Raw genomic sequence first — 22,806 nt, forward strand, 5'->3', positions numbered from 1 at the left:
GCTTATTTTTTAGTTATCCACAGAATTTCTGTGTCTTTATACTTGTTGAAGGTTACTTTCTTTCCCAATTTTATGCGCTCGCTGCCGAGTGTAACGCCAGTTTTCACATCAATGTGATAAACTTGAAATATCCCTTTCCAAGCCGAGGCATCAAACGGCTGTGCTTTTCCTTTCGTACTATAAATAATTGCGCCCTGTTGCTCATGCTGCAATGTCCACAGCCCGTCAATCTGCTGCGCCTTCATCGCCGAAGCTTCTTTGTAAAAACTGCTTTCAGATACTTTAGGCACATTCGCCATGGAGCCTCCAGCCATAAACACCGCCCAGGCCATTTCGGGATAATTATCAGCATGATAAAGTACCGCCATCTGCGGATACTTCTCTCTGTATTCTGAGACCGCACGATACACCTGCTCCATCGACGTTTTCTTAGGTTTCAGCAGGCGTGCATGTTGTCTAGGCGCCAGATTTTGCCCTCCTTTGGGCTCATAGCCTGTTCCATCAACTTGATAATGCCAATAACGGATATCGATCACTTGGATTTCTTTTGCCCGCAATGTGTCAGCCAAAATCGCGTCCTGTACATCTTTCGTTGTGCTTAAGGCAATAATCGGGTGCTTACCGGTTTCTTTTTTCCATTCAGCAATGACATCGATCCAAAACTGAACAAAATGTAAAGGCCCGGTATACTCGGCACTAATCATCTGTATAACTCCGGTGTTATCTTTAAAATTATCCAGACATTGACGGATATAAGCGCGATGCAATGCACGTCTTGTTGGATGATCGATATCATAAAACTGTTCCGCCATAAAAATGCGTTTGTCACCCGCATAGGGAACAGGTTCCGGAAAGCCTACATCATTGATGTTGTTCGCTGACCGCCAAGGGAAATCGGCATAGTGTGCACCAGCTTCAATAATATTGTGCTGGAAATAGTTCTGATGAATTAATACCAACCCTTTCTGATCCGCTAAATCTGCGAAATGCTTTAAACGCCCCCAATAAAACGCATTGTATTTCGTCAAATCATATTTAGAAAGTCCGTCGTAAGCCAGACCTTGACCACTTCGCGCGAAAGGAAGTTCATAAAATGGCGGCCATACATCGGCATCTATCCGTCGAATACGTTCGTGGTCATCACGCCGACGTTCATACCATAGTCCATAATTATGATCCATACTAAGCGTATGGTCGGCCAACATGCTGTCCACAGTTTCTTCCAAATTATCTGTCAGCCCTATCCCCTCCTCTCCAGGAACAAAACGGGTAATATGTGCTTTCATTTTCGGCAGTGCAAATGGTCGAGCACTTCCATTCCACCATTGGATGTCTGCTTTTTTTCCAACCAATACTTCATCACCCCGTACCAACCAACCGGAACGCACCTGCATTGCTTCTGCCCACAATGGTCCAGCTTTCTTTACCAGCGGTAACTGATCGACAGATTTAATATGGGCTATGGAAGTCGTTAAATGCTCACGCGTCGGTGCCTGTATGATAAAATCTTTTAGCTGTAATGTTGTCTTAGTAGCTTGCTTTGTGAGCTCCATGGCAACAGATACCGGTGGGCTACTCGACGCCTCCGTCAATACCGGTAACAGGATCATCCTATCTGCAGCTTGTTGTCCTAAACGGTCATGCAGTTGCGCATAGTATAAACTTCTCGGTTTAATATATTCATTAGACTGATCCCAAAAACCATCTCCTTGGAACTGTGCCCAGCTACCAAAAGCCCAATTTTGGGCGGTAGGCGGTTGATAGCATTCAATCAATGCTGCCGTACTCTGCCAAAAAACACTATTTGCAGCCGTCCATCCCGCACCCTGCCCGTCTTGACCTCTATTCTTAAAACTCAGCGCTTGTCCGTCGATATCAATAATATCAAATAATGAGCCTGACGACCAACTATCCACAGCACCACTGAAGCTCCATGGTTCTACAGCTTGACATTGTACGAATACATTGGGGCCTGCGGCAAGATAACCGACAGCAAAATCATGATAACCGGCTTCTGCATATAATCGTTGGAATAGGGTCTGTTGTCCCTTGGTATAAAAGGTATGCCTACGTTGCCCACCAATTTCTGATACAGGAGTCAATGAAATACAGTCTTCTACCGTCAATTTACTTGCTGTTGCTAATGCATATACTGCCGATCCTGCGAAATGCTTAAATTGCATCCGTCTTACCCACACATTTCTTGCATTTTCTATGGTTATCGCCATCCAGCGATGGTCTTCATCCTTTGGATTAGTGGCATCAACAGTGGATTCCAAGGCAATATTCTCTACGCCGATCTGCTCAACGCGTCCTTTCCATATACATTTTTCCACTGTCGCTCTTCCATATACAGCCTCTAATGCTGTCGTCAACGGCGCATCGAACAGCAACTTATTGCCTTCAATAGCTTTGACCTGACGATACCACAACACATCACGGGTGCCTGGCTTCCATCCTAGCGATGTTATGCCTCCACCAAAATGATCGGTGCCGAGAGCGGAGATCCATTTATCTGTTGAGGGACGGGTTATAACCACAAAATCACCGATCTTAAACTTGCTGGCATCCTTGACAACCAAGGTGTTGGAGTTGACTGGTATATAGTTTTCTTGAACTTCCTGCTTATCGCTATATTGTGCATCGTTTTTTCCGACAATACGAATCAATGTTTCCCGCGTCGTACCAGCTCCTTTTATGACTGTACCACCTTCTACAAACCCTGCACCTCTTAGTACGACACCTGAGCTGTGTAGATGAATAGATCCTTCCACCAAGTAAGTCCCAGCCTCGAGCAAAACAGCGCCACGTAACCCCTTTGAATCGAGGGGCAGCTGTGCCACATAATCGATAGCACGTTGAATACGTTGTGTTGCATCACCTTGTTTTAAAGGCACAAAGATCTTAACAGGAGCATCAGGAATAGCACTATTACCACCATCGTATCCTGCATAAGAAAAATCGGGAATACGGTTTCCCAACGAATCGGTTGAATAGGATAGGGTACCATCCTTCTGTATTTGAATAGGTGATAACGGCTCTTGCGCATATCCTACAAAGCAACACGCAAAAAGCAGGGAACTGAGCATGATCCATCTCCTCCGCAACAACCCGTTATATTTATATAAATTTCCCAACGTCAACAGTAATTTAATTAAGGCTTATAAAGCTAAAAATAAAGACTTTATAAAATAAATCACATTTTCTATCTCTTAAAAATGATACAAAAATTAGGTCTTTATCACTTCTACAAACATAATTAAAAAGGGAGGGACATGGTTATATCATCTTCTCTAGCTATTGTATTATTTTTTCTTAGCGAATCACTTAAATCGGGGTAAAATCCGTTTTTTCGGCAAGTATAGTACAAAAAGAGGCTATCCTTTGACAGCCTATTAATTGATTCGCTTTAAAGCACTTCCTATTTTATGTTATTTAAATAAATCTCCAACATGGTATATCCTGTCTTATCCAATTGGTTTCTATCCGCAGGGTTATATTTATCCAATCCATTGAGTTCTTCCCATTCATCTGGAATGCCATCATGATCAGAGTCCTTCACTTCTTTAGATATATAGGTAGGCCATCCTCCGACACTGATTGGATCGTCGATAATACCAAGTTTCCCAAAGCTCCCGCTCCCCGTCGCTGTACCAGCTTTTGTCTCCGCAACCACCCGCTCATCTACGATATCACGTTGAGGTAAATTTGCTCCAGCTTGCGACAGTACACTATCATAGGCCTCCAACGCCGTTCCCGTTTCTACCAACTCAACAGAAAAGGCTTCGTTTGATACTGCTAAGGCTTGGCTTGCTTCTGGTATTTTCGCGAGGTCCAATCCCGCCCAATTGTCCTGTGTCAAATTATTATATCCTACCATCACATTTCCTGACATATACCATTGTCCTACCCCAAATGTACCTTCTTCATTGTAATCTGCCTGACAGAACTTGATTACGTTAGGGGCCGCTGGCCCTGGCTTATAATAGTTATTGACTATATTTATCTGTGATTTCCCACCTACAATCTCGATACTTCCCCCCGCACATGCATTGTTATTCCCCCAGTTGTATATCACATTATTTCTATAATCTACGACGGCTAATGTATCATGTGCTCTTGCTCCATTAAATCGAATAGCTCTGGAGTTTTGGTGTGCAATCAAATTATGGTGAAAACTTGCATATTGTCCTCCCCAAACACCTCCATAACTACGCGTTCCTTTGGCATGTCCAGCATTCCAAAGACCTTCACTCACTATACACCATTGCACCGTAGTATTCTTCGTATCATATAATGCCGCACACTCTTCATTAGCCCAACTAAAAGAACAGTGGTCTACAATCACATCATGACAATTCTCCATATCAAGCCCATAGATTCCTGAAGGATCTGTACCACCTGGGCGGAAACGAAGATAACGCATGATGATATTTCCATGATTTCCACCCGTACGAGCTCCGTTGATAATAAAAGAATGCCCTTTAATACATATCCCATCTCCTGGTGCACTTTGCCCCGCTATTGTAATATTGGATCTATTCACCTTTATCGCACTTTTCAATTCAATTATTCCAGAAACTCTAAAGACTATAGTAATAGGTTCTCCTGGATATTCACTAAACGCCCGTCTAAAAGATCCATATCCCGAGTCTTCCAAATTCAAGACTTCCACCACTTTTCCTCCCCGACCTCCAGTTGCATATTTACCAAATCCTTCGGCGCCAGGAAAGGCGCTAAGTTTTATTTCTTCAATGTTTGAAGGTATTTTTTCTTCTTTCTGTTCTGCATCTGTATTTTTTGAACATCCAAAAAATACCGCGAGCGTGAGCATAAAGGCAAATGATCTCTTTTTCATCTATGTAAATTCTCTGTTAACAAAGAGTAGCACTGCGATAGACAAAATTCAGTTACTTACAACTTAGCAAACCTCCTTATACATCGACAGTATCCACTATATTGATTTTGCAAAATATTTAATCAAAAATAATTCATTAAAAGTTAGGCCTGTAAATATCACAGACCTAACACGTAATAACAACTCACTTTAACCAACGAGGATCGCCTTGTAGAGCAACACGGACTGTTGCATTTCCAACCGTAAAATCGCCAGTAGAAGCACTGGTAAATTCCGGATCCAACGCTGTGGTGCCAATGTTAAAACCAGATGTCACACCATTCGTAATATTTGCGGCATTTGTTCCCGAAATATTATTATTACTCAGTTTTAATGTACCATTTGTACCAATAGAGTTACCGTTGTTACTTACTTTGTTCATAACGATATTATTATTCATGACAAAACTAACCCCTGTGGTAATAGCGTTACGTAAAAAAATCCCCCCATTACAAAAATTATAAAATGTACTGTTTTCTATAGAAATAGTACTTCCTGAAACCCACGTTGCTGTGGCATCCATCCTTAAAAATGCTCTTGCGCCATTCCAAAATGTATTATTTTTATATACAATATTTCCTACTGCACCAGATCTGAAATCAATGTAATCACCTCCCGCATTGCCCGAATCATGTAATAGACAATTTGTAACGGTCAAACTAATTGTTGCAGGTGTCAATGCTCCCTCGGGCAAGTTTGTTGAACTAGCTGATTGCGTAAAAATTAAGCCTGATTCTACGCCTGAGATATCACAATCCTCAACAGTCACGTCTATATTTCCCGTTACATAAGAAATCCCTAATAAATGTTTGTTATAATCTACATTTGTTGCATTCGTATTTGCTTTACTTGTACTCAAAATCTTTAATCCTGAAAGCTTAATCGATGCAATAGCCCCTTTTAACCAGAAATTTTTTATTGTTATTTCAGGAACTGACTCACTTTCCGGATTAGCTCTAAAGGTTAGTGATTTTCCTATTATCGTCAACGTCTCTAAGGCTGTTGACGAAAAATCATATTTCGCTCCGCCAATATTGATCACATCTCCAGACTCCGCGGCATCAACTGCATCCTGTAAAGTTTCATACACGTCCGTCTGACCTTCAATAGAAATCGCTGCATTTAAATCCACAGCATTGAACGTCAACACACCTTTTCGATCCTCGCCGGCAAAAATCACCACGGTATAATTTCCCGCTGATTCCAAATCTTCGATCAAGAGAGACTGTTCGCTAAGATTCGTTGCACTTAAAATGATTTCGCGTTCGGTATTATTTATATTATCTATCACTAACACAGAAGTTAATGTCCCCGAACTGGGATTATCCCAACGCAGTATAGCAGAGGTCGCCGTTAGTTCCGATTTTAGAATTGTCTTAAGGATGCTTTCAGGCACAATAGAAGCTTGTACAAAAGACGAGTGTAATACTAAATTACTCGATAAAGCTTTCACTCGTACGTAAGCTTCTGCAAAATAGCCTAAATTTTCAAACGTTATCCCCCTTACATCGGCTCCCAGTGTATCAGATTGTACAACAGTGGCGAAGGTTGACACGTAAGAAACCTCGGCTAAGAAACCGACTTGTTCAATACCGGTGTAATCCCATGATACTTCCAGTGATTTCTGAACAGCTTCCAACGTGATATTTTCTGGTGAGGCTATGTAATAATTCATATCAGGACCTATTGCTTTTTCACAACTGCTAAAGTTTATCAGAAAGCAAATAAAGGCCAAATATCTAAGTAAATTTCTCATATTCTAGATTATATTATATTGCAAAATCGATTATAACAAGGGATTAAAGGCACCGTCCCAGGTGTTATTCTGCAACAAATTAGGATTATTCGTTATCGCTGCAGGTGGAATGGCAAAAAAGTAGTATTCTGATTTCCAGTTAATAGTTTCAGAATCCTTTTCTACTGTTTCAATAGTAAAGTAGTTTGCATACAAATCATCCAAATTCTGTGCATCTCTAGTACTAGCAAAGGTACTTGCATCAGTCGAACTACTTAACTTGATCACAATACCATGTCTTTTTGTACCATTTAGTGTGGATTCGATTTTCTTCCAGCGCCTTAGATCCCAAAAACGTTTCCCTTCAAAAGCAAATTCTATTTGACGCTCAAATAATATAGCCTCAAATAATTGATCTCTAGACATACCTTTGTACAGACCATAAAGCGCATCCGATCCTGCTTCTATACCTGCTCTTTTACGCACATCAATTATTCCCTGATATCCCTCTTGGCTCGAAGATAATCGATTTATTCCACAGGCGCTTTCCGCCAGGTTTAACAAAACCTCTGCATATCTAATCTCCATCCAATCAGTTCCGCTGTAAGCAACATTACTTTCCGATATGCTTGGATCAATAGCTTTCCGACAGTAAAATCCAGTGTTAGTAGCAGAAGATTCAACACTTTTATAGGCTCCCGATGTCAGCGCTTGATAGGTCCAAAGTCGATAGCTTGTATTACCCAAAATAGGCCAGGTACATCCATTATAAGCAATAGTCGCATCGAATCGAGGATCTCGATTTTTATAAAATAGTTGTTCATCATAAGCATAGCCCCCATTTTCATCAGATATCTTCTTACCATCTTTCATTGGGTAGGCCTGTACCAACTCCCAACTTGGCTGATTGGAGCCTCCGGAAGTCCCAAGGTAAGCAGGTCTCGTCTGGTTATCGTAGGAATTATTTTTCTTATACTGATCGGTTGTCGAAGTATTATAGCCTGTTACCAATATAGCCTCAACGTTGTTTGCTTCTGTAAACCACATATTCTGGTACGAGCTATTAAGCCCAAAACCAGCAGCTGTCAACAATGTTTTGGCCTGCAGATTCGCATCATAGGCTGCTTGCCAACGTTCCTCCAAATCATCTGGATTAAATTGTGGGCTCGCATAGGTCAGCAACACACGTCCCTTAAACGCCGCTGCTGCACCTCTAGTAATTCTACCCCAGTCAGTCGTCGCACTCCATTTCCCAGGTGTCCAAGCTATTGCCGAATCTAGATCCGCAACAATTTGCTTAATACATTCTGTTGTAGAGTTTCTAGCTAGCAGGATTTCTTCCCTATTTTCTTCACCAATCGGATTCTGGGGAGACAAAACGAGAGGAACTCCTCCATACAAGCGAATCAGATCAAAATAACGATAGGCGCGAAAGAATAGCGCTTCACCCTTCATCTTATTTTTTGTATAAGTAGGCAGCGTCCCCGCATCGATATCACGGATAAATTCATTAATCTTACGGATTTTCGCCCAATTATTAGACGTACTAAGCCCCGTTCCAAAATCAGTGACAGATGCTGATGTTACTGTGCCTAAAAAATAAATAGACGATCCCGTAGACTCTTCCGAATAACTACCTGCACCAGAAATACTTCCTCCGGTATTCCCAAACCAACTTGGTAAATTATCATTATATATATAACTTAAGTTTAAGAAAGCCAAGGTTGAATCACTATAAATAAGTTCTCCATCCAATGTAGAAAGATCTGTTTTATCTAACACTTTGGAACAGCTCACAGCAAAAAATGCGAGAAGCAACAGGTTAAAAATTTTATAATCGAGTTTCATCTTTAATTATTTTAAAAACCAATACTAAGACCCAAAGACCAGGTTTTGAGTTCAGGGTATACATTATATGAACTAGAACTAGAGCGATAATCTTTATAAGGATTATACAACACGAAAGGATTTGTCGAAACTAAGAATGCCCGGACACTGTTGACTCCAATCCGCTTATTGATGGATGTAGGCAAAGTATATGACAGGTTGATATTCGAAATACTTACCGTTGTCGAACTTCTAAACCAAAATTGAGAAGTGCGATCGTAGGTATTGGAATAATAAGGCGCTGGATATTTGGCATCCGTATTCTCTGTCGACCAATGGTCGGCCCAGAATGCGGGTCGGTTGATATTTACCGTAGCGACCTTACGCGCGTCGCCTTCAACCAATGATTGGCCACCCCAAGACATTCCAGAAGTTACTGCAAGATTCAAGGATTTGTAACCGATAGAGAAATTGAAACCAAGGTTGTAATGATTACTAGACTTTGGCGCAATATATGTCAAATCACCGTCTTCTGTAATGACGCCATCGCCGTCGATATCACGATAGTACAACATTCCCGGCTTGGGTGTATCGCCAAAAATCGTGTATCCAGGGTTAGCCGACAGGTAGTTATCCACCTCTTCCTGCGTTCTGAACATACCCAGATAATCGAACCCCAACACACCCATGTCCGTAGATTTTCCAATTGGATCTCGAAAAGTACCAATCAATCCACTAGAAACATCTCCCTTCAGTAATTTATCGTCACTCCAACCAAAAAATGAATTCACGCTATATTTCCAATTTTCATTTATCTTATCGTGCCAACTGAGGCTAAACTCAGTCCCAAACGCATTTCTGTTGGTATAATTTTCCGAAGGTAGCTGCTGTCCTACCAGCAATGATATAGAGGATGTCAACTGTGTCAACATATCATAACCATGATCAAAATATCCTTCCCATGAAAAGGATAATCTGTCTTTTAAAAACCGCGACTCTATGCCCACACTATACTTACGCATACTGTCCCAGGTAACATCCCTGTTCGAAATTCCATCTTGAACTATGGTTAACGTTCGATCTGCATTCCCTCCAAAGACAGCACCCTTACCGGTTTCGGATTTATAACGGTCATACCACTGAAAGCCTCTCGTTCTATCTGCACCGCTAAAACCGAGTGCCGCCCTCACTTTAAAGAAGTCCATCCAGCTTATATTATCCGAAAAGAATGATTCCCTACTTACAATCCAACCGGCTGAGAAGGATGGAAAATATCCCCACCTGTTTTCTGGAGAAAAATTCGTGGAGCCGTCAACTCTCAATGTCGCTTCAAATAAATATCTATCATCATAATTATAGTTTACCCGGCCTATATAAGATAAGTAGCCAGACTCCGATTCCGATTCACTTTGCAGCACACTCGTTCCAACCGCATAGCTCACATTATCAGATCCGCCTAAGATTGGATCTTCTTTATAAGTAGCAACTCCATCAGAATAAGATTCTCTTTGTTCAAACATAGCCATTGCTGACACATGATGCTTCCCAAAAGAGTTTGCGTAATTTATCGATCCGTTTAATTGATAGTTCGTTGTGTATGTAGGGTTAAAACGAATCATATCACCATTTGTCAACGTAACAGTACTCGCAACATCTCCTCCATAAATATGATTGTTCGTACCAAGTCCTGAAAATCTATATACTTGGTATGTGGTTCCATATTGTTTACCAAATGAATTAGCTATATTTTTATTATACAAAATCTTAGCGTTTAAACCTTTGACAAAAGGAACAGCATAATTCAGGTTAAAATTGACATTTAAGGAATTATCGTTAGTTTTCGTGTAGTTGTCCGAATTCTGTACCTCAAAAAAATGAAAATTCTGCGTGGAAGAACTTGTACTAGTTGTCGTTAAGACTGGTAATCCATTGATATAGGGGGGAATAAATTGTGGCATCTGCAAGAGACTTAATACATCTTTTTCAGCACTCTCACCTCCCTGTTTTAGCCAGTACATATTCTTTTTATATAAATCTCCACTAACTTGTAATCCAAGTTTGAGCCCCCTAGCAAGAGTCACATCTGAGCTTGCTCTAAAAGACCATTTTTCTACATTAATATTATCTAGATTACCATCTTGCTTATTGTAAGATGCTCCGGCGAAATATGTCGCATTATCACCTCCTCCACTCACATTAACATTATGTCGACTAACCAAAGATGGTTTCCAAGCCATATCTAACCAATTGTAATTATGCTCTTTGAAGTAAGCCAATTCATCGTCTGTGTAATAAGAAGTTGAGCTAGTGCCACTCGGATTTTGATCATAGTAATCATTTAAGTAAGAGGCTTGTTCATAACCAGTCATCATTTTTGAGAGCATTACTGCATCTGCACCTCCCAATGAACCACTATAGTTAATCTGCGGTATCCCGACTTTTCCTCTTTTCGTTTTAACCACAATAGCCCCTTGGCTTCCACTAACCCCATAAATAGCTGCACCGACATCTTTCAAAACGGTCATGCTTTCCACTTCGGAGGCGTCTAAGTTGTTGAAATCGTCTTCCGTTTTTACGACATCATCTATTACATAAATCGGCCTAAGATCACCTCCGTCCTTTGAATATATTGCAGGATTTCTAATTGTTATTGCAGCATTATCTCCAGGTCTAGATTGTCCTCCGGAAACGCTTACGCCTACCATCTGCCCTCTTAATGTGGCTGAGAGGCTCCCAACAGGAAGGTCTTTAATTGCGTCCATATTAACAGATTGGGCATTATAGGTGAGCAAATCTTTCTTTTGATTTCCATATCCAACGACAACAACCTCATCGATACTATCCGTAGATTCTAGTCGAACAGTAATCTCAGATTTCCCTGTCATATCTATTTCCTGCACTTTGTAACCGACATAGCTTACAATGATTATTTCATTGCCCATGGGCAGATTAATATGGAAAATCCCGTTTTCATCCGTTTTCACACCCGCTTTGGTTCCCTTAACCAAAACGGTTGCTCCTGCTACAGGCTTACCATCTGGACCTAAAACCTTACCCGTGACTCCCACAAAATTCAGGGAATGTATAGATGATTCTATGATAAGCTTAGATGCAAGCACAGTACTGGGGAGCAATGCAATTAGCGGACACAAAAACCGTAAACTTCTTTGCAGAAGCCCCTTCTTTAGAAAAGCTTGATAATTCATTGGTTCTAAATTGTGTTTAAAAAAATAGGTTTAAAAAATCACTTAATAATCAAGCTTTATAACTTGACCGGTTTATAAATTATATGTTAAATTTTTACATCTAATTACGATTTAAAAGAAGTTAATAACGTACAATCTAAAATGACTTACTATTCCCTTCCATTAATCATATTCAATCATACTTTTGCTTTCTTTAATTGGCTACTCTTAAGAAATTAACTTAGTAATAGGATCAAATAGTCGACATATACATCACCTATTCTAGTAATCAAATAAATATATTGAATATCGTTAAAACAAAATAAGGGAAAACACGGAACCAAACACTATATCCCGTTGTCTTATCATTATAAAATATTATCAAATTATCACAAAAATGTTACATTGGTTAACAAATGGTTTGTTCAACATAAATTTACCCCCTTTTAAGAACAGGTCAACATAGAATAAAAACAACTAATAATTAAAACTATAAAAAACAAGAGATGATAGCTGTTCTAATAGTCTGCCACATACAATTTATCGGTCGAGAAAAGATGGTAGGAAGAGTCTTAAAATAGCCCTTTTTAGGGCAAACAAAAAAAAGTCCCCGACACTCTTACGTATCGGGGACTTTTTGTTTGAAACTTTTTAGTCGGTCTCTTTTTATTAAAAAATGTTTTTTAATTATATCCTTTTGAAATAAAACCTATTGCTGGTAATCATAGGTACCTGCACCGCCAGAATAATCCAACCAACCTTTCGTTTGTTCCAGCCAAGAGTTATTACCTAAAACTGTCGAAGATAGGCCCGAAAGATAGTAATTCGGACGGAAAAGAATAGTAACGCCTGCATTATTCACCCGATCCCATTCCTGATCTAAAGGCGTCATCACAAAATGGTCTTTATACACCTGTTTCAACTTAGCAATTTCTGTATTGAAGTTCGACGCATCTGGATCTATCAAGATATTGCGTAAAGCTGCTGTTAGGGGATCAGCACCATAGGTCTTTGATTGCCAATAATACCCCGAACGCTTCGTCCCATTTATGGGTTGCAAACCTAATTTTTGTACCGAATTCCCTGACTCGTTGATATTATCATAAAGCATCCATCGCTGTACGTCCCAAAAGCGCTTTCCTTCATACGCCAACTCAACCCGTCGCTCGTACAAACAAGCTTCCAGTGCAGCATATTTCGACGACAATGTGCCAACGCCATAATTATTTGCAGAAGGAATACCTACCCTTGCCCGTACTTTCCCAATATAAGCAACTGCATTAGCGACGTCGCCCGTCGCCGCATAACATTCGGCAATGTTTAAGAGCAATTCTGCGTAACGATATTCAAATATGTCGGTACCTGAAAATGCAAATGACGTACTATCCGCTGCCGGATTCGACATCTTGCGAACAAGTGCAGGGCTATTCGTTTGGTTATTTCCATAAAATGTTGCGTTCGTAGCGGCTGCATTTGCCTTCCACCTGTAAAACCAAGTGGATTTATTATCGTTACCTTTTATCCCCCATTTTGAACCGGAAAATGCGAAAGTGCGATAGAACCTAGGCTCTCTATTTTCAAAAAAGAACGTATCGACATAATTGGTTGTCGTAGGACGCGTACCATCGGCAAGCGGAAACAAATCTAACATCTCTTTTGTTGCGGCAACACCTCCGCCTCCTTTATAAGATGTAGGGCGTACCGCGTTCTCCCAACCGTTGTTATAACCAGCAGAACTTGTCGAGTTCGTTGACAATAAAAACACCATCAAGGCCTCTGTGTTAAAAGCATTATCGTTTCTAAATGTCATTTCCGCCCAATCTTTCGCGTTTGAGCCAAATAGACCATAACCAGCAGCTGTTAGCTTAGATTCCGCCTCAAGTCCTGCGGCCAAGGCTTTTTGCCATTTCTGGCTTCCCGAATTATCCCAGTCTTTGTTAAATAAAGGACTAGCGGCGGTTAACAGCACTCTACTTTTCATAGCCAGTGCTCCTGCTGCTGTCAATCGACCATAATTGCTTGCAGCGGATTCCCATTGCATAGGTAGCAATAAAGCCGCCGAATCTAAGTCACTTACAATTTGCTCAAAACAAGCTGAAGAAGTTGCCCGCGGCTGGCGGATTGTTTCATCGGTAGCGCTATTTTCTTGTACCGTAGTTACCAAGGGCACGCCACCATACACACGGACAAGATCAAAATATTGCAAAGCGCGTAAAAAATACATTTGTCCTTTCGCTGTATTTTTGAACGATTCCGAAAGTCCAGGACCTGCGATGTCAATTCTTCCGATAAGAAAATTAGCAAAGCGTATACGCGTATAGGGGTTGTTCTGTACGCTGGCTGTCACCGAACTTCCATAATAACCATCCGCTTGCGAGGCTTGTTGCAATGTTGTGGTCGGATTGGTATAGTTCGTCACCGTACCACCGATTTCTTCCGTCATCTTGGCCCTATTATCGTTGTAAAGGCCAACAACCGACTGTTGTGGGTTTCTGTAGTTCACAAAAAAATAGTTGTACATCCGATCAATATACCAGCCGGTTTGAAGTTCATTTTCAAAAATACTGTCATCGTATTTATCGAAGCTTTTCATCTCTTCCAGAAAATCTGTTTTGCAACCTGCGAAAACTGTAGCTATAAAAGTTGCAAGAAACACTATCTTTTTTTTCATGATCATACTTTTTATACTATATACCATCTGATTACAATCCTAAGTTAACACCCAGCGACCAAGTCCTCAACGTAGGATAGCCGGTTTGCGGGTTATCGTACATATTGCGGTACTTATTTGGATAGGGATTATAGAAATCCCACAGGTTGTTTCCAGAAATAAATACTCGTGCATTCTGCACTTTAGCTTTTGTTACCCATGCTTTGGGCAAAGAATAGCCAACACTTAAGCTTCGTACAAACATTCTAAATGTAGGAAGCAAAAAGAAATCAGAATTTACGCCTCCAAATTGATCATAGTAGGCCAAATTAGGATAAGCACCATTCGGGTTCGTATCCGCATCATACATATCCGTCAGGTAAATCGGTTGCGACCATAAACTATGGGTACTGCTTGTGCCTTGTTTAATATAGTCGATATAATTTGCACCTCCCCAGCTTGTACTTATCTGTGCTTGCAACGAGATCCCTTTCCACTCTGCATTTAAGTTGGTTGTAATTCCATAAGTTAAGTCTGATTTTTTCAAGATATCCAAATCCTGTCCGGTTCCTTTTTCAATCATACCATTGGGACGACCGTATGTTTTAGTATCAGCGTCCAGTGCTCCACGTACGTCTTCGTATACGAGCATCCCTTTTTTCATCTGTGATTTATCGGTAATACCAAGAAAACTAGGCATTGCTCCATCTACACCCGAACTGGCGGCGTTTTCGGAAAGGTAAGCCCAGTATTTATCAATATCTTCGTCGGTACGAAGCATTCCGTCGCCCCCAGAGGTTTGCTTCCAGGTACGATATCCCCAAATCGGATTATTAACGCCTGTATTCCCAACAGCGCGTCTAGTGGTCATTTCAGAAGGATAATCAAAGGGTTGATCAAAGTAACGCGTGGTTTTGTAGTTCCCAATACCAAAATTCATTCCCACGGAATATTTTAATTCGTTGACATTACTCTTCCACGTAACAGCAATCTCGCCTCCCCAAGTTTTAATACCCGCATAATTTTGTTCGGCAAAGGCTCCCCCAACGGAGATCGGCACGTCGATAGCACCGGACATATCTGTTAACATATCGGATGTTGTGTTGTAGTACCCATCTAAGGTAACACTCAATTGCGATTTCAAGAACGACATATCCAATCCAAGATTGCGCTGCACCGTGCGATCCCAACTTAAGAGTCTATTTGGATCGGCATCCGGTGTAATACCGATGGTGTATTGCCCACCGTTAGACCCAAATGCCATCCCTTTATCGGTAGCCGCGGTATACAGGCGCGTCCATTTCCAAGGCTTAACATTAGCGTTTCCTGTTATTCCCAACGACCCTCTCAATTTCAAATAACTCATCCAATTGAGGTTTTCCTGAAACCATTCTTCATCGGAAATAACCCAACCAGCAGAGACTCCGGGAAAAAAGCCCCAATAGTTCTCAGGAGCAAACTTTGTGGAAGCGTCACTACGAAAAACAAACTGTAAAAGATATTTACTTTTATAGTTGTAACTTAATCTTCCTAAATAAGACAACGTTCCGCTAACCGTACGATAAGTGATAGAGTTGGATGCATTTAAGGTTCCTGCAGATATAGAAGTACCATTATATACTCCTCGAGTTGGGTTATCGTATATCTGATAACGATCTTCCCAATTTGAAGTGGTTTTTTCTACACTAAACATTGCACCTATATCATGATTACCAAATTTTCTGCTATAATTTGCAAAAAAGTTAAGCTGATCACTTTTCGAAGTTGTATTGTCGTAGGTTACACGCGAATTCGATTTATTTAAGGTTGCTGGATCCCAGGTTGTGGTATTTCCATACAAATGATTCCCTAAAGTGTTTATATTATTTGCTCGGGCAAGCAACAAGGGCATCATCACCTGTTCCGTATTACTTGCAGACTGGGTGATACCGTAATTCAATTTAAGGGACAGCCCTGTTATGTAAGGGACCTCGTAATCCAACGAGAAATTGGCGTTGTAATTAAAATCTTTATCCGTTGTTTTTGATCCATTATTCAATAAATCATAATAATTCCAGTTACTCAAGGAGTTATTACCCGAAACATTGCCAAGCTTATTTGGTCCTAACGCAGGCGATACATATTGATCCACACCGTTTATTGTATACATCCAAGGAATATACTTCGGCATGTGCAGCAAAATATTATAGTCATTCTGTTCGCCTCCTATAGCATAAGAACCATCATTGATATTGATCTTCGTAAAGGATTTTTCTACGCTGGTATTGGCTGCTGCAATGGTTGCTCCTAGCTTCAAATTGCTAGCTACTTTCACTTCTGAACCTGCACGAAAGGTCCATCGGTCGAAATCTTGACGACCAAGATTAGGACTTTGTGTGTAGAAAGATGCGCCGGTGAAATATGTTGCTTTTTCCGAACCACCACTCACATTTAAGGAATGCTGCATCGCACTTGCAGCGCGCCAGTCATTTGCCAACCAATCGTAATTGAGCGAATCCATCCGGGTTAACTCTGTATCGGAATAGTAGAAATTATCATTCCATCCAAGCGCGCGCCCAAAGCTGTTCGCGAATTCACCGTATTGTCGGGCATTCATCACTTTCCCGTGGCTCACCGCATCATTGGTTTGGAATTTTGCACTGTAGGAAATACGCGGAGCTCCTGCTTGTCCTCTTTTCGTTTTAACCACGATAGCTCCCTGAGAAGCACGTGCACCATATATAGCAGCACTGGCATCACGTAGCACCGTAATACTTTCGATCTCCGACTGATCCAACATATTAAAGCGCTCTAAGGTTGATTGGCCGTTTTGGGGATCCACCTGAATCACATCGTCAATGATTATAAGTGGCGTTTCTGTTCCTCCATCTTTTCCCCAGTTGAACTGCTGGCGAATGCTCAGCGACGCCATCGCCCCTGGCCTCGTACTCCCTCCTGTAACATTCAGCCCAGGAACTTGCCCACGCAAGGCCTCAGAAACTGAAGCCACAGGAATATCTTCCATTTTTTTCATGTCTACAGAAACAATAGATCCAGTAATATCCTTCGCGCGCTGTGTGCCGTAACCTATCACGACTACTTCATCCAAGGCTTCTAATGACTCTAAAATCACTGTAACCGTCGATTGACCCGCAACATTCACCTCCTGTACCTTAAATCCAACATAGCTTATTACGAGCATACTGTTGCCCTGTGGAACATTAATATTAAAAGCTCCTTGCTCATCGGTTTTCACGCCGGCTTTACTCCCTTTTACCATTACAGTCGCTCCCGCAATAGGCTTACCATCAGGGCCAAGTACTTTACCTGTTATACCTACCAAATTCATGGCATGCAAAGACGGTTCTGCATGGAGCTTCGAAGCCTGTAAAGTCACGGAAGACAAGGCTACAAGCGAACACAGATACTGTAAACTTCTTCGTAGAAGCCTCTTCTTAAAAAAAGCTTTGTAATTCATTGGTTCTAAATTGTGTTTATCTAATAGGTTTAAAAAATCGTTTAAATAAAAAATTACTGTACACGCTATGGTCTAGATCTACGCCTTCTCAGAAATTGTTTAAAAGGAAACAGGCCTTCATAAAATGACAATAATGTATAATTCATATAGATAAATAGTATTGATATAAAAATAATTTTAGAAAAACCATTTAGTTTGCTCAACAATAAAATTGATTAGTCTTATCAAAAAAAGCCTCAATTCAACTAAAAAAATCGAAATCAAGAAAATACTTTAAACAACCAACAATTCTTCGCAAACAAAGTAACAGAAAACAAAAGGGTAGATATTATAGTGCATTATCCATTTACTATAAAATATTATCAGCTAACCACAAGAATATTACAATGCATTTAATCTCGAAAACACACATTTATTTTTTCACATAAAATAGATAAACATGACGTATAACAGGCAATAAAAAGTCCCGTACTCTATTTTTACTACACAAAAAAAGAGGCTGTATTGATGTATACAGCCTCTTTCTATTCGGAATACCTTGTTAAGGTTTAACTTGTCTTAATGGGACAACACTATTCAAATAATTTTCTATATGTGCATACCCGTTATCACTAATCTGAGCAGAATCATGCGGATCATTGGGGTTCAAGCCTATCTTGCGTTCGTACGCATCGGGAAGCCCGTCGTTATCGGTATCCTTGTAAGGTTTTCCTTTATACATTGGATAACCACCAACTTGGCTTATATCCGTAATAATCCCCTTTTTGTAAGAATCTATTGGCAAACGTCTCTTCACATAAGGTGATGGCTTCGATTGTGCCGCTGCAGCGGAATAAAAGACTTTTCCTGTTTTTACTTGTTTCACAATTCGTTCATCGACTGCATCCCGTTTTGGTAAAATTGCACCAACATTTGCCAGCACATAATCGTAAGCGTCATGTGCAGAAAGTATCTTACCAAATGCCGCCAAGGGAAACGGTTTATCTACTTTTATTTTCGTTAAGATCGATTTATCACCCTCTGGCTGCACTCCTCCGTCCCAATTGTCTTTTGTAACCTTCTCGTTTCCAGCAACCACATTGCCATGTACATATGCCTTACCGAAGGTATTTACAAATTCCTTTTCCCTTCCCGATTCAGGCTTAAGGATACGGTAAGAAATCGGTTCACCAACAGGTGTAATCGGTCCAGGTTTATAGTAATTATTGATAAAGTTATATAACGAACGGTGATCTCCTCCATCCGCTGTACGGTTCCACCAGTTCCATACGACATTATTCACAAAACCAAAATCGCCATACATGCCCACCGAAGGGTTTCTGCTAATATTGGACGCCCACAGATTTCGCATAAAAGTACTATTCAAACCTCCAATCGTACTGCCAAAAGCATGATTATAGGTATCTAATGCCTCCGAAAAAATGGAATTCTGAATCGTAATATTAACGGTCGGTAGTTTTAGATTCTTTCCTTCCCGATCGTAAACATGTCGATACATCGACATATTCTCATCCAATCCCCAGCTGGCAGACACATGATCAATCATGATATTGCCGACGCCATTACCCCCAAGCGCATCGTCTCGACGTGTAACTTCTGTTGTACCTCTTCTGAAACGCATAAACCGAACAACAACATCGTGCGTATCGATCAGAAAAGATTCACCAGCCACACAGATACCATCGCCTGGTGCCGTCTGACCTGCTATCGTGATATACGGTGCACGCACCGTAATGGGGGTTTCTAACTGAATGATGCCTGCGACATTAAAAACAATGATCCTAGCACCGCCGCTTTCACAAGCTTCACGCAATGTACCTGGTCCACTGTCTGCCAAACTCGTAACAACCAATACGCGTCCGCCTCGTCCACCCGCGGTGTATGCACCGCCACCTTCGGCGCCAGGGAAAGCTGGTATCTTCGCTTGGGGCAAATCTTCCGGCTTTGCAGCATCGGGGATATAAGGCTTGCCTTCCTCTTTCATCATAGCTTGTGCTTGTTCCCAAATCTTATCTGCACGGAGTTGTTCTAATTGCTCCCGTTGCGCAGCGACGGCCTTTAACGAATCAGGTATGACAGGATATTGTGCACAGAGAACGGTTGGCAAGTAAGCAAGTAGCAACGGAAGTCCATATTTTATTGAAAAGCGCATCATCTTATTTAACAGCCAACTCGTTCAAATAAACTTCAATATTGGCATAACCCGAAGCGGTGATTTTCGCGGCGTCACTGCCATCTTTTGGGTTTAACCCCATTTTCACTTCCACATCGTCTGGAATACCGTCGTTGTCCGAATCTTTGTATGGCTTACCTTTGTAAACAGGATAACCTCCCACCTGGGAAATATCAGTTATAATACCCATTTTATAGGAATCTTTTGGCAATCTTCTATGTTCAAAGTCTTTTTCAGGAAGTGTTACATTTTTCAGAGGTGTGGGTTTTCCCTCCCGCACTTCTTTAGCGATCCGTAGATCAACAGGATCCCGCTTAGGCAAAGTGGCACCCGCATTAGCCAATACATAATCGTACGACTCCTCAGCTGTCATCACCTTGAATTCGGCATGAGGAAAAGGCTTGGCTGCTTTCATGGCTGCAAAATACGGTGTAGCTTCATCGAAGGTCATACCATTACCGGCTTTATTCTCCAATTGAACGCCACCATTCCAGTTATCTGCAGTTACTTTCTCGTTGCCTTCAACAACATTACCAGCCACGTATGCACGACCAAAAACCACATAAGGCAATTTACTTCTTCCCGATTCTGGCTTCAAAATACGGTAAGCAATAGCTTGATCTTTCGGTGTTGCCGGCCCCGGTTTAAAATAATTGTTAAAAATATTGTACGTCGCCTGGTAGTCGCCACCGTCGATAGCACGATGTACCCAGTTGTAAATAACATTATTCGCAAAATTGAATATCCCATTCCATCCTATAGACGGATTTCTCGCGGCATTATTTGCCCAAAGATTACGCATAAAGGTACAGTTCTCGCCACCGAGGGTACTACCAAACGCATGATTCCAAGTATCCAAAGCTTCCGAAAAAATGGAATTCTGAATCGTAATATTAACTGTTCCGCGTTTTTCTTCTTGTTTTCCGGTACTATCGTTGTACATATGACGATACATAGACATATTTTCATCCAATCCCCAACTCGCCGAAACATGATCAACCATAATATTACCAACAGGGTTTCCACCAATGGCATCGTCACGGCGTCCTACAAAAGTTTCTCCACGACGGAAACGCATATAACGTATAATGACATCGTGCGTATCAATCCAAACCGATTCTCCTGCCACACATACTCCATCGCCTGGAGCCGACTGACCAGCTATCGTGATGTATGGTGCGCGGATCATTAACGGGGTTTTTAAGCGGATAATACCAGCCACATTAAAAACAATAATCCGTGGACCGCCTTGTTCACAAGCTTCACGTAACGTCCCCGGCCCATTGTCTTCCAAACTTGTCACAACGATAACACGGCCGCCCCTACCGCCGAAAGCATATTTGCCCCCGCCCTCAGCACCTGGAAAGGCAGCAATCTCCGCTTGCGGAAGATCAGTAGGGCGACCCGCCCAAGGAATATAAGGCTTTCCTTGTTTTGCATATTCTTCAATAACAGGCAATGCCTTTGCCCATGCTTCATCAGACTGCTTTCTTGCAGCGCTCATCATATCATCAGAGGCCTTCTTGACTTCTGCTGGAATTTTAGGGTATTGTGCACTTGCCTCGAACGTCACTAAACAAGCAAACACCATTAACATAAATGGAGCTACTAAAAATCTCATTTTCGAATTCTAATTAAAATTTGACATTATTTCTTTCCTACGCACCAATCAATTGAGGATCATAAACAGGGCCTCATTTATAAATGGTATAACCAAAGTAACGCAGATTTTTGCCGCGTACAATAGCTATGGTTATCATTTTATTCTACCATATTAGCATGATAAACCAAATATATCGGTTAAAACAAACAAGATAATACATTATTGTTACAAACAAAAAATCCCTATCAGCTCGATTACTGATAGGGATTCGAATAATGAAGGAATTTCCTCTACTAAGAGACAATGCACATACTTAGTTTTGAATCTTCGTTAGAATACTAAGATAATCATCCCCATTCGCATCAATCGTATTTTGCTTAATATACAACGCACCGTATTTCCCCTCAGGTGTTAAGAAATAAAACATCCGATCAGCTTTTATCGCTTTAGCATATGTGTCAAAATCTGTATGTGTCTGATCAATCACTTGCTTTTTGGCCTCCTCCTCTATTCTACTGGAAGAAATAAGAGAATTATTAAATATTGATGCAGCACTACTTTCTATCATGGCACTAAACAAGGTTGGTCGCTTTTCCCAATTCGAGATATCAAAAGCTGGGTAAGGATTTGGTTCTGTAGTCGTAGAATACAAATTATACACGACACGACCTAAATTCGATATCGTCGTGTCTACTCCATAATAAATTCCAAAATCAATATCTGCAGCATTGGCTAAGCCCTCTGCATAGGTATATGCTTTTCCTTTGGCAATAGAATAAAAAGTCGGCAATTCTGGCTTATCCGGATTTGGTCGGTAAACCTTTCTATCTGCTAAAAGCGTATAACTTGGAGCCCCTTCTACTGTTACCGATTTGTAGCCATCCCCCATATACACATTCATATCATCCAACGCATAAATGCGGAACGTAGCTTTACCGTCGCGTTGGATTTTAAAACGGATTCGCCCAGTATAAGATCTTCGCTCACTTTCTTTAAGTGCAAATTCTCTTTTTCCATTTGTTGCACCGGTTCCAATCGTACTATCTACGACCAATTTTATCATATCTTTATTGGCCGATGTAATGGTAAAACTAATATGTACACTATCCCCGTCATTGTATTTTCTATAATCGGTAACCGTATAGTCACTATCGTCGTGAAAAGTTATTTTGACATCCTCAAACATGTTAAAGATATTCTCCGACTCCACGCTACATGACCCCAGCGTCGCTAAGGCGAGGACAGTCAAAAACGCTAATATTTTTCTCGTTGTCATAAT

10 protein-coding genes are annotated in these 22,806 nt (G+C 41.0%); all 10 read right to left on the reverse strand.

The window, feature by feature from the left end:
- Window positions 1–2: 2 nt before the first annotated feature.
- The 10 genes from ACSZOX_RS06645 to ACSZOX_RS06690 all read right to left on the reverse strand — a co-directional run bounded on the left by ACSZOX_RS06645 (window position 3) and on the right by ACSZOX_RS06690 (window position 22,803).
- On the reverse strand, window positions 3–3,137 hold the full coding sequence (locus tag ACSZOX_RS06645) for a DUF6298 domain-containing protein (protein WP_437919061.1): 3,135 nt from the start codon (window positions 3,135–3,137) through the stop codon (window positions 3–5).
- A 284-nt stretch (window positions 3,138–3,421) separates the two neighbouring features.
- Complete coding sequence (locus ACSZOX_RS06650; protein ID WP_437919062.1) at window positions 3,422–4,858, reverse strand: pectate lyase family protein; 1,437 nt, start codon at window positions 4,856–4,858, stop codon at window positions 3,422–3,424.
- Window positions 4,859–5,042: 184 nt separating this feature from the next.
- Window positions 5,043–6,653, reverse strand: coding sequence for a DUF5123 domain-containing protein (locus tag ACSZOX_RS06655; protein WP_437919063.1), 1,611 nt, complete (start codon window positions 6,651–6,653; stop codon window positions 5,043–5,045).
- 30 nt (window positions 6,654–6,683) lie between these two features.
- Window positions 6,684–8,480, reverse strand: coding sequence for a RagB/SusD family nutrient uptake outer membrane protein (locus ACSZOX_RS06660; protein WP_437919064.1), 1,797 nt, complete (start codon window positions 8,478–8,480; stop codon window positions 6,684–6,686).
- Between the two features lie 11 nt (window positions 8,481–8,491).
- Window positions 8,492–11,665 carry a SusC/RagA family TonB-linked outer membrane protein gene (locus ACSZOX_RS06665; protein ID WP_437919065.1) on the reverse strand — a complete coding sequence of 1,058 codons (3,174 nt, stop codon included), beginning with the start codon at window positions 11,663–11,665 and terminating at the stop codon, window positions 8,492–8,494.
- A 688-nt stretch (window positions 11,666–12,353) separates the two neighbouring features.
- Window positions 12,354–14,315, reverse strand: coding sequence for a RagB/SusD family nutrient uptake outer membrane protein (locus tag ACSZOX_RS06670; protein WP_437919066.1), 1,962 nt, complete (start codon window positions 14,313–14,315; stop codon window positions 12,354–12,356).
- Between the two features lie 31 nt (window positions 14,316–14,346).
- Complete coding sequence (locus ACSZOX_RS06675; RefSeq protein ID WP_437919068.1) at window positions 14,347–17,751, reverse strand: SusC/RagA family TonB-linked outer membrane protein; 3,405 nt, start codon at window positions 17,749–17,751, stop codon at window positions 14,347–14,349.
- Between the two features lie 541 nt (window positions 17,752–18,292).
- Window positions 18,293–19,906: a polysaccharide lyase gene (locus ACSZOX_RS06680; protein WP_437919069.1), complete on the reverse strand. Its 1,614-nt coding sequence runs from the start codon at window positions 19,904–19,906 to the stop codon at window positions 18,293–18,295.
- A 1-nt stretch (window position 19,907) separates the two neighbouring features.
- The gene (locus ACSZOX_RS06685; protein ID WP_437919071.1) at window positions 19,908–21,545 is read right to left on the reverse strand and encodes a polysaccharide lyase; all 1,638 of its coding nucleotides are present in this window, start codon (window positions 21,543–21,545) and stop codon (window positions 19,908–19,910) included.
- A gap of 295 nt (window positions 21,546–21,840) precedes the next feature.
- Window positions 21,841–22,803: a hypothetical protein gene (locus ACSZOX_RS06690; protein WP_437919073.1), complete on the reverse strand. Its 963-nt coding sequence runs from the start codon at window positions 22,801–22,803 to the stop codon at window positions 21,841–21,843.
- Window positions 22,804–22,806 lie beyond the last annotated feature (3 nt).

The organism is Sphingobacterium sp. LRF_L2, assembly GCF_965644235.1.
Classification (GTDB): Bacteria; Bacteroidota; Bacteroidia; order Sphingobacteriales; family Sphingobacteriaceae; genus Sphingobacterium.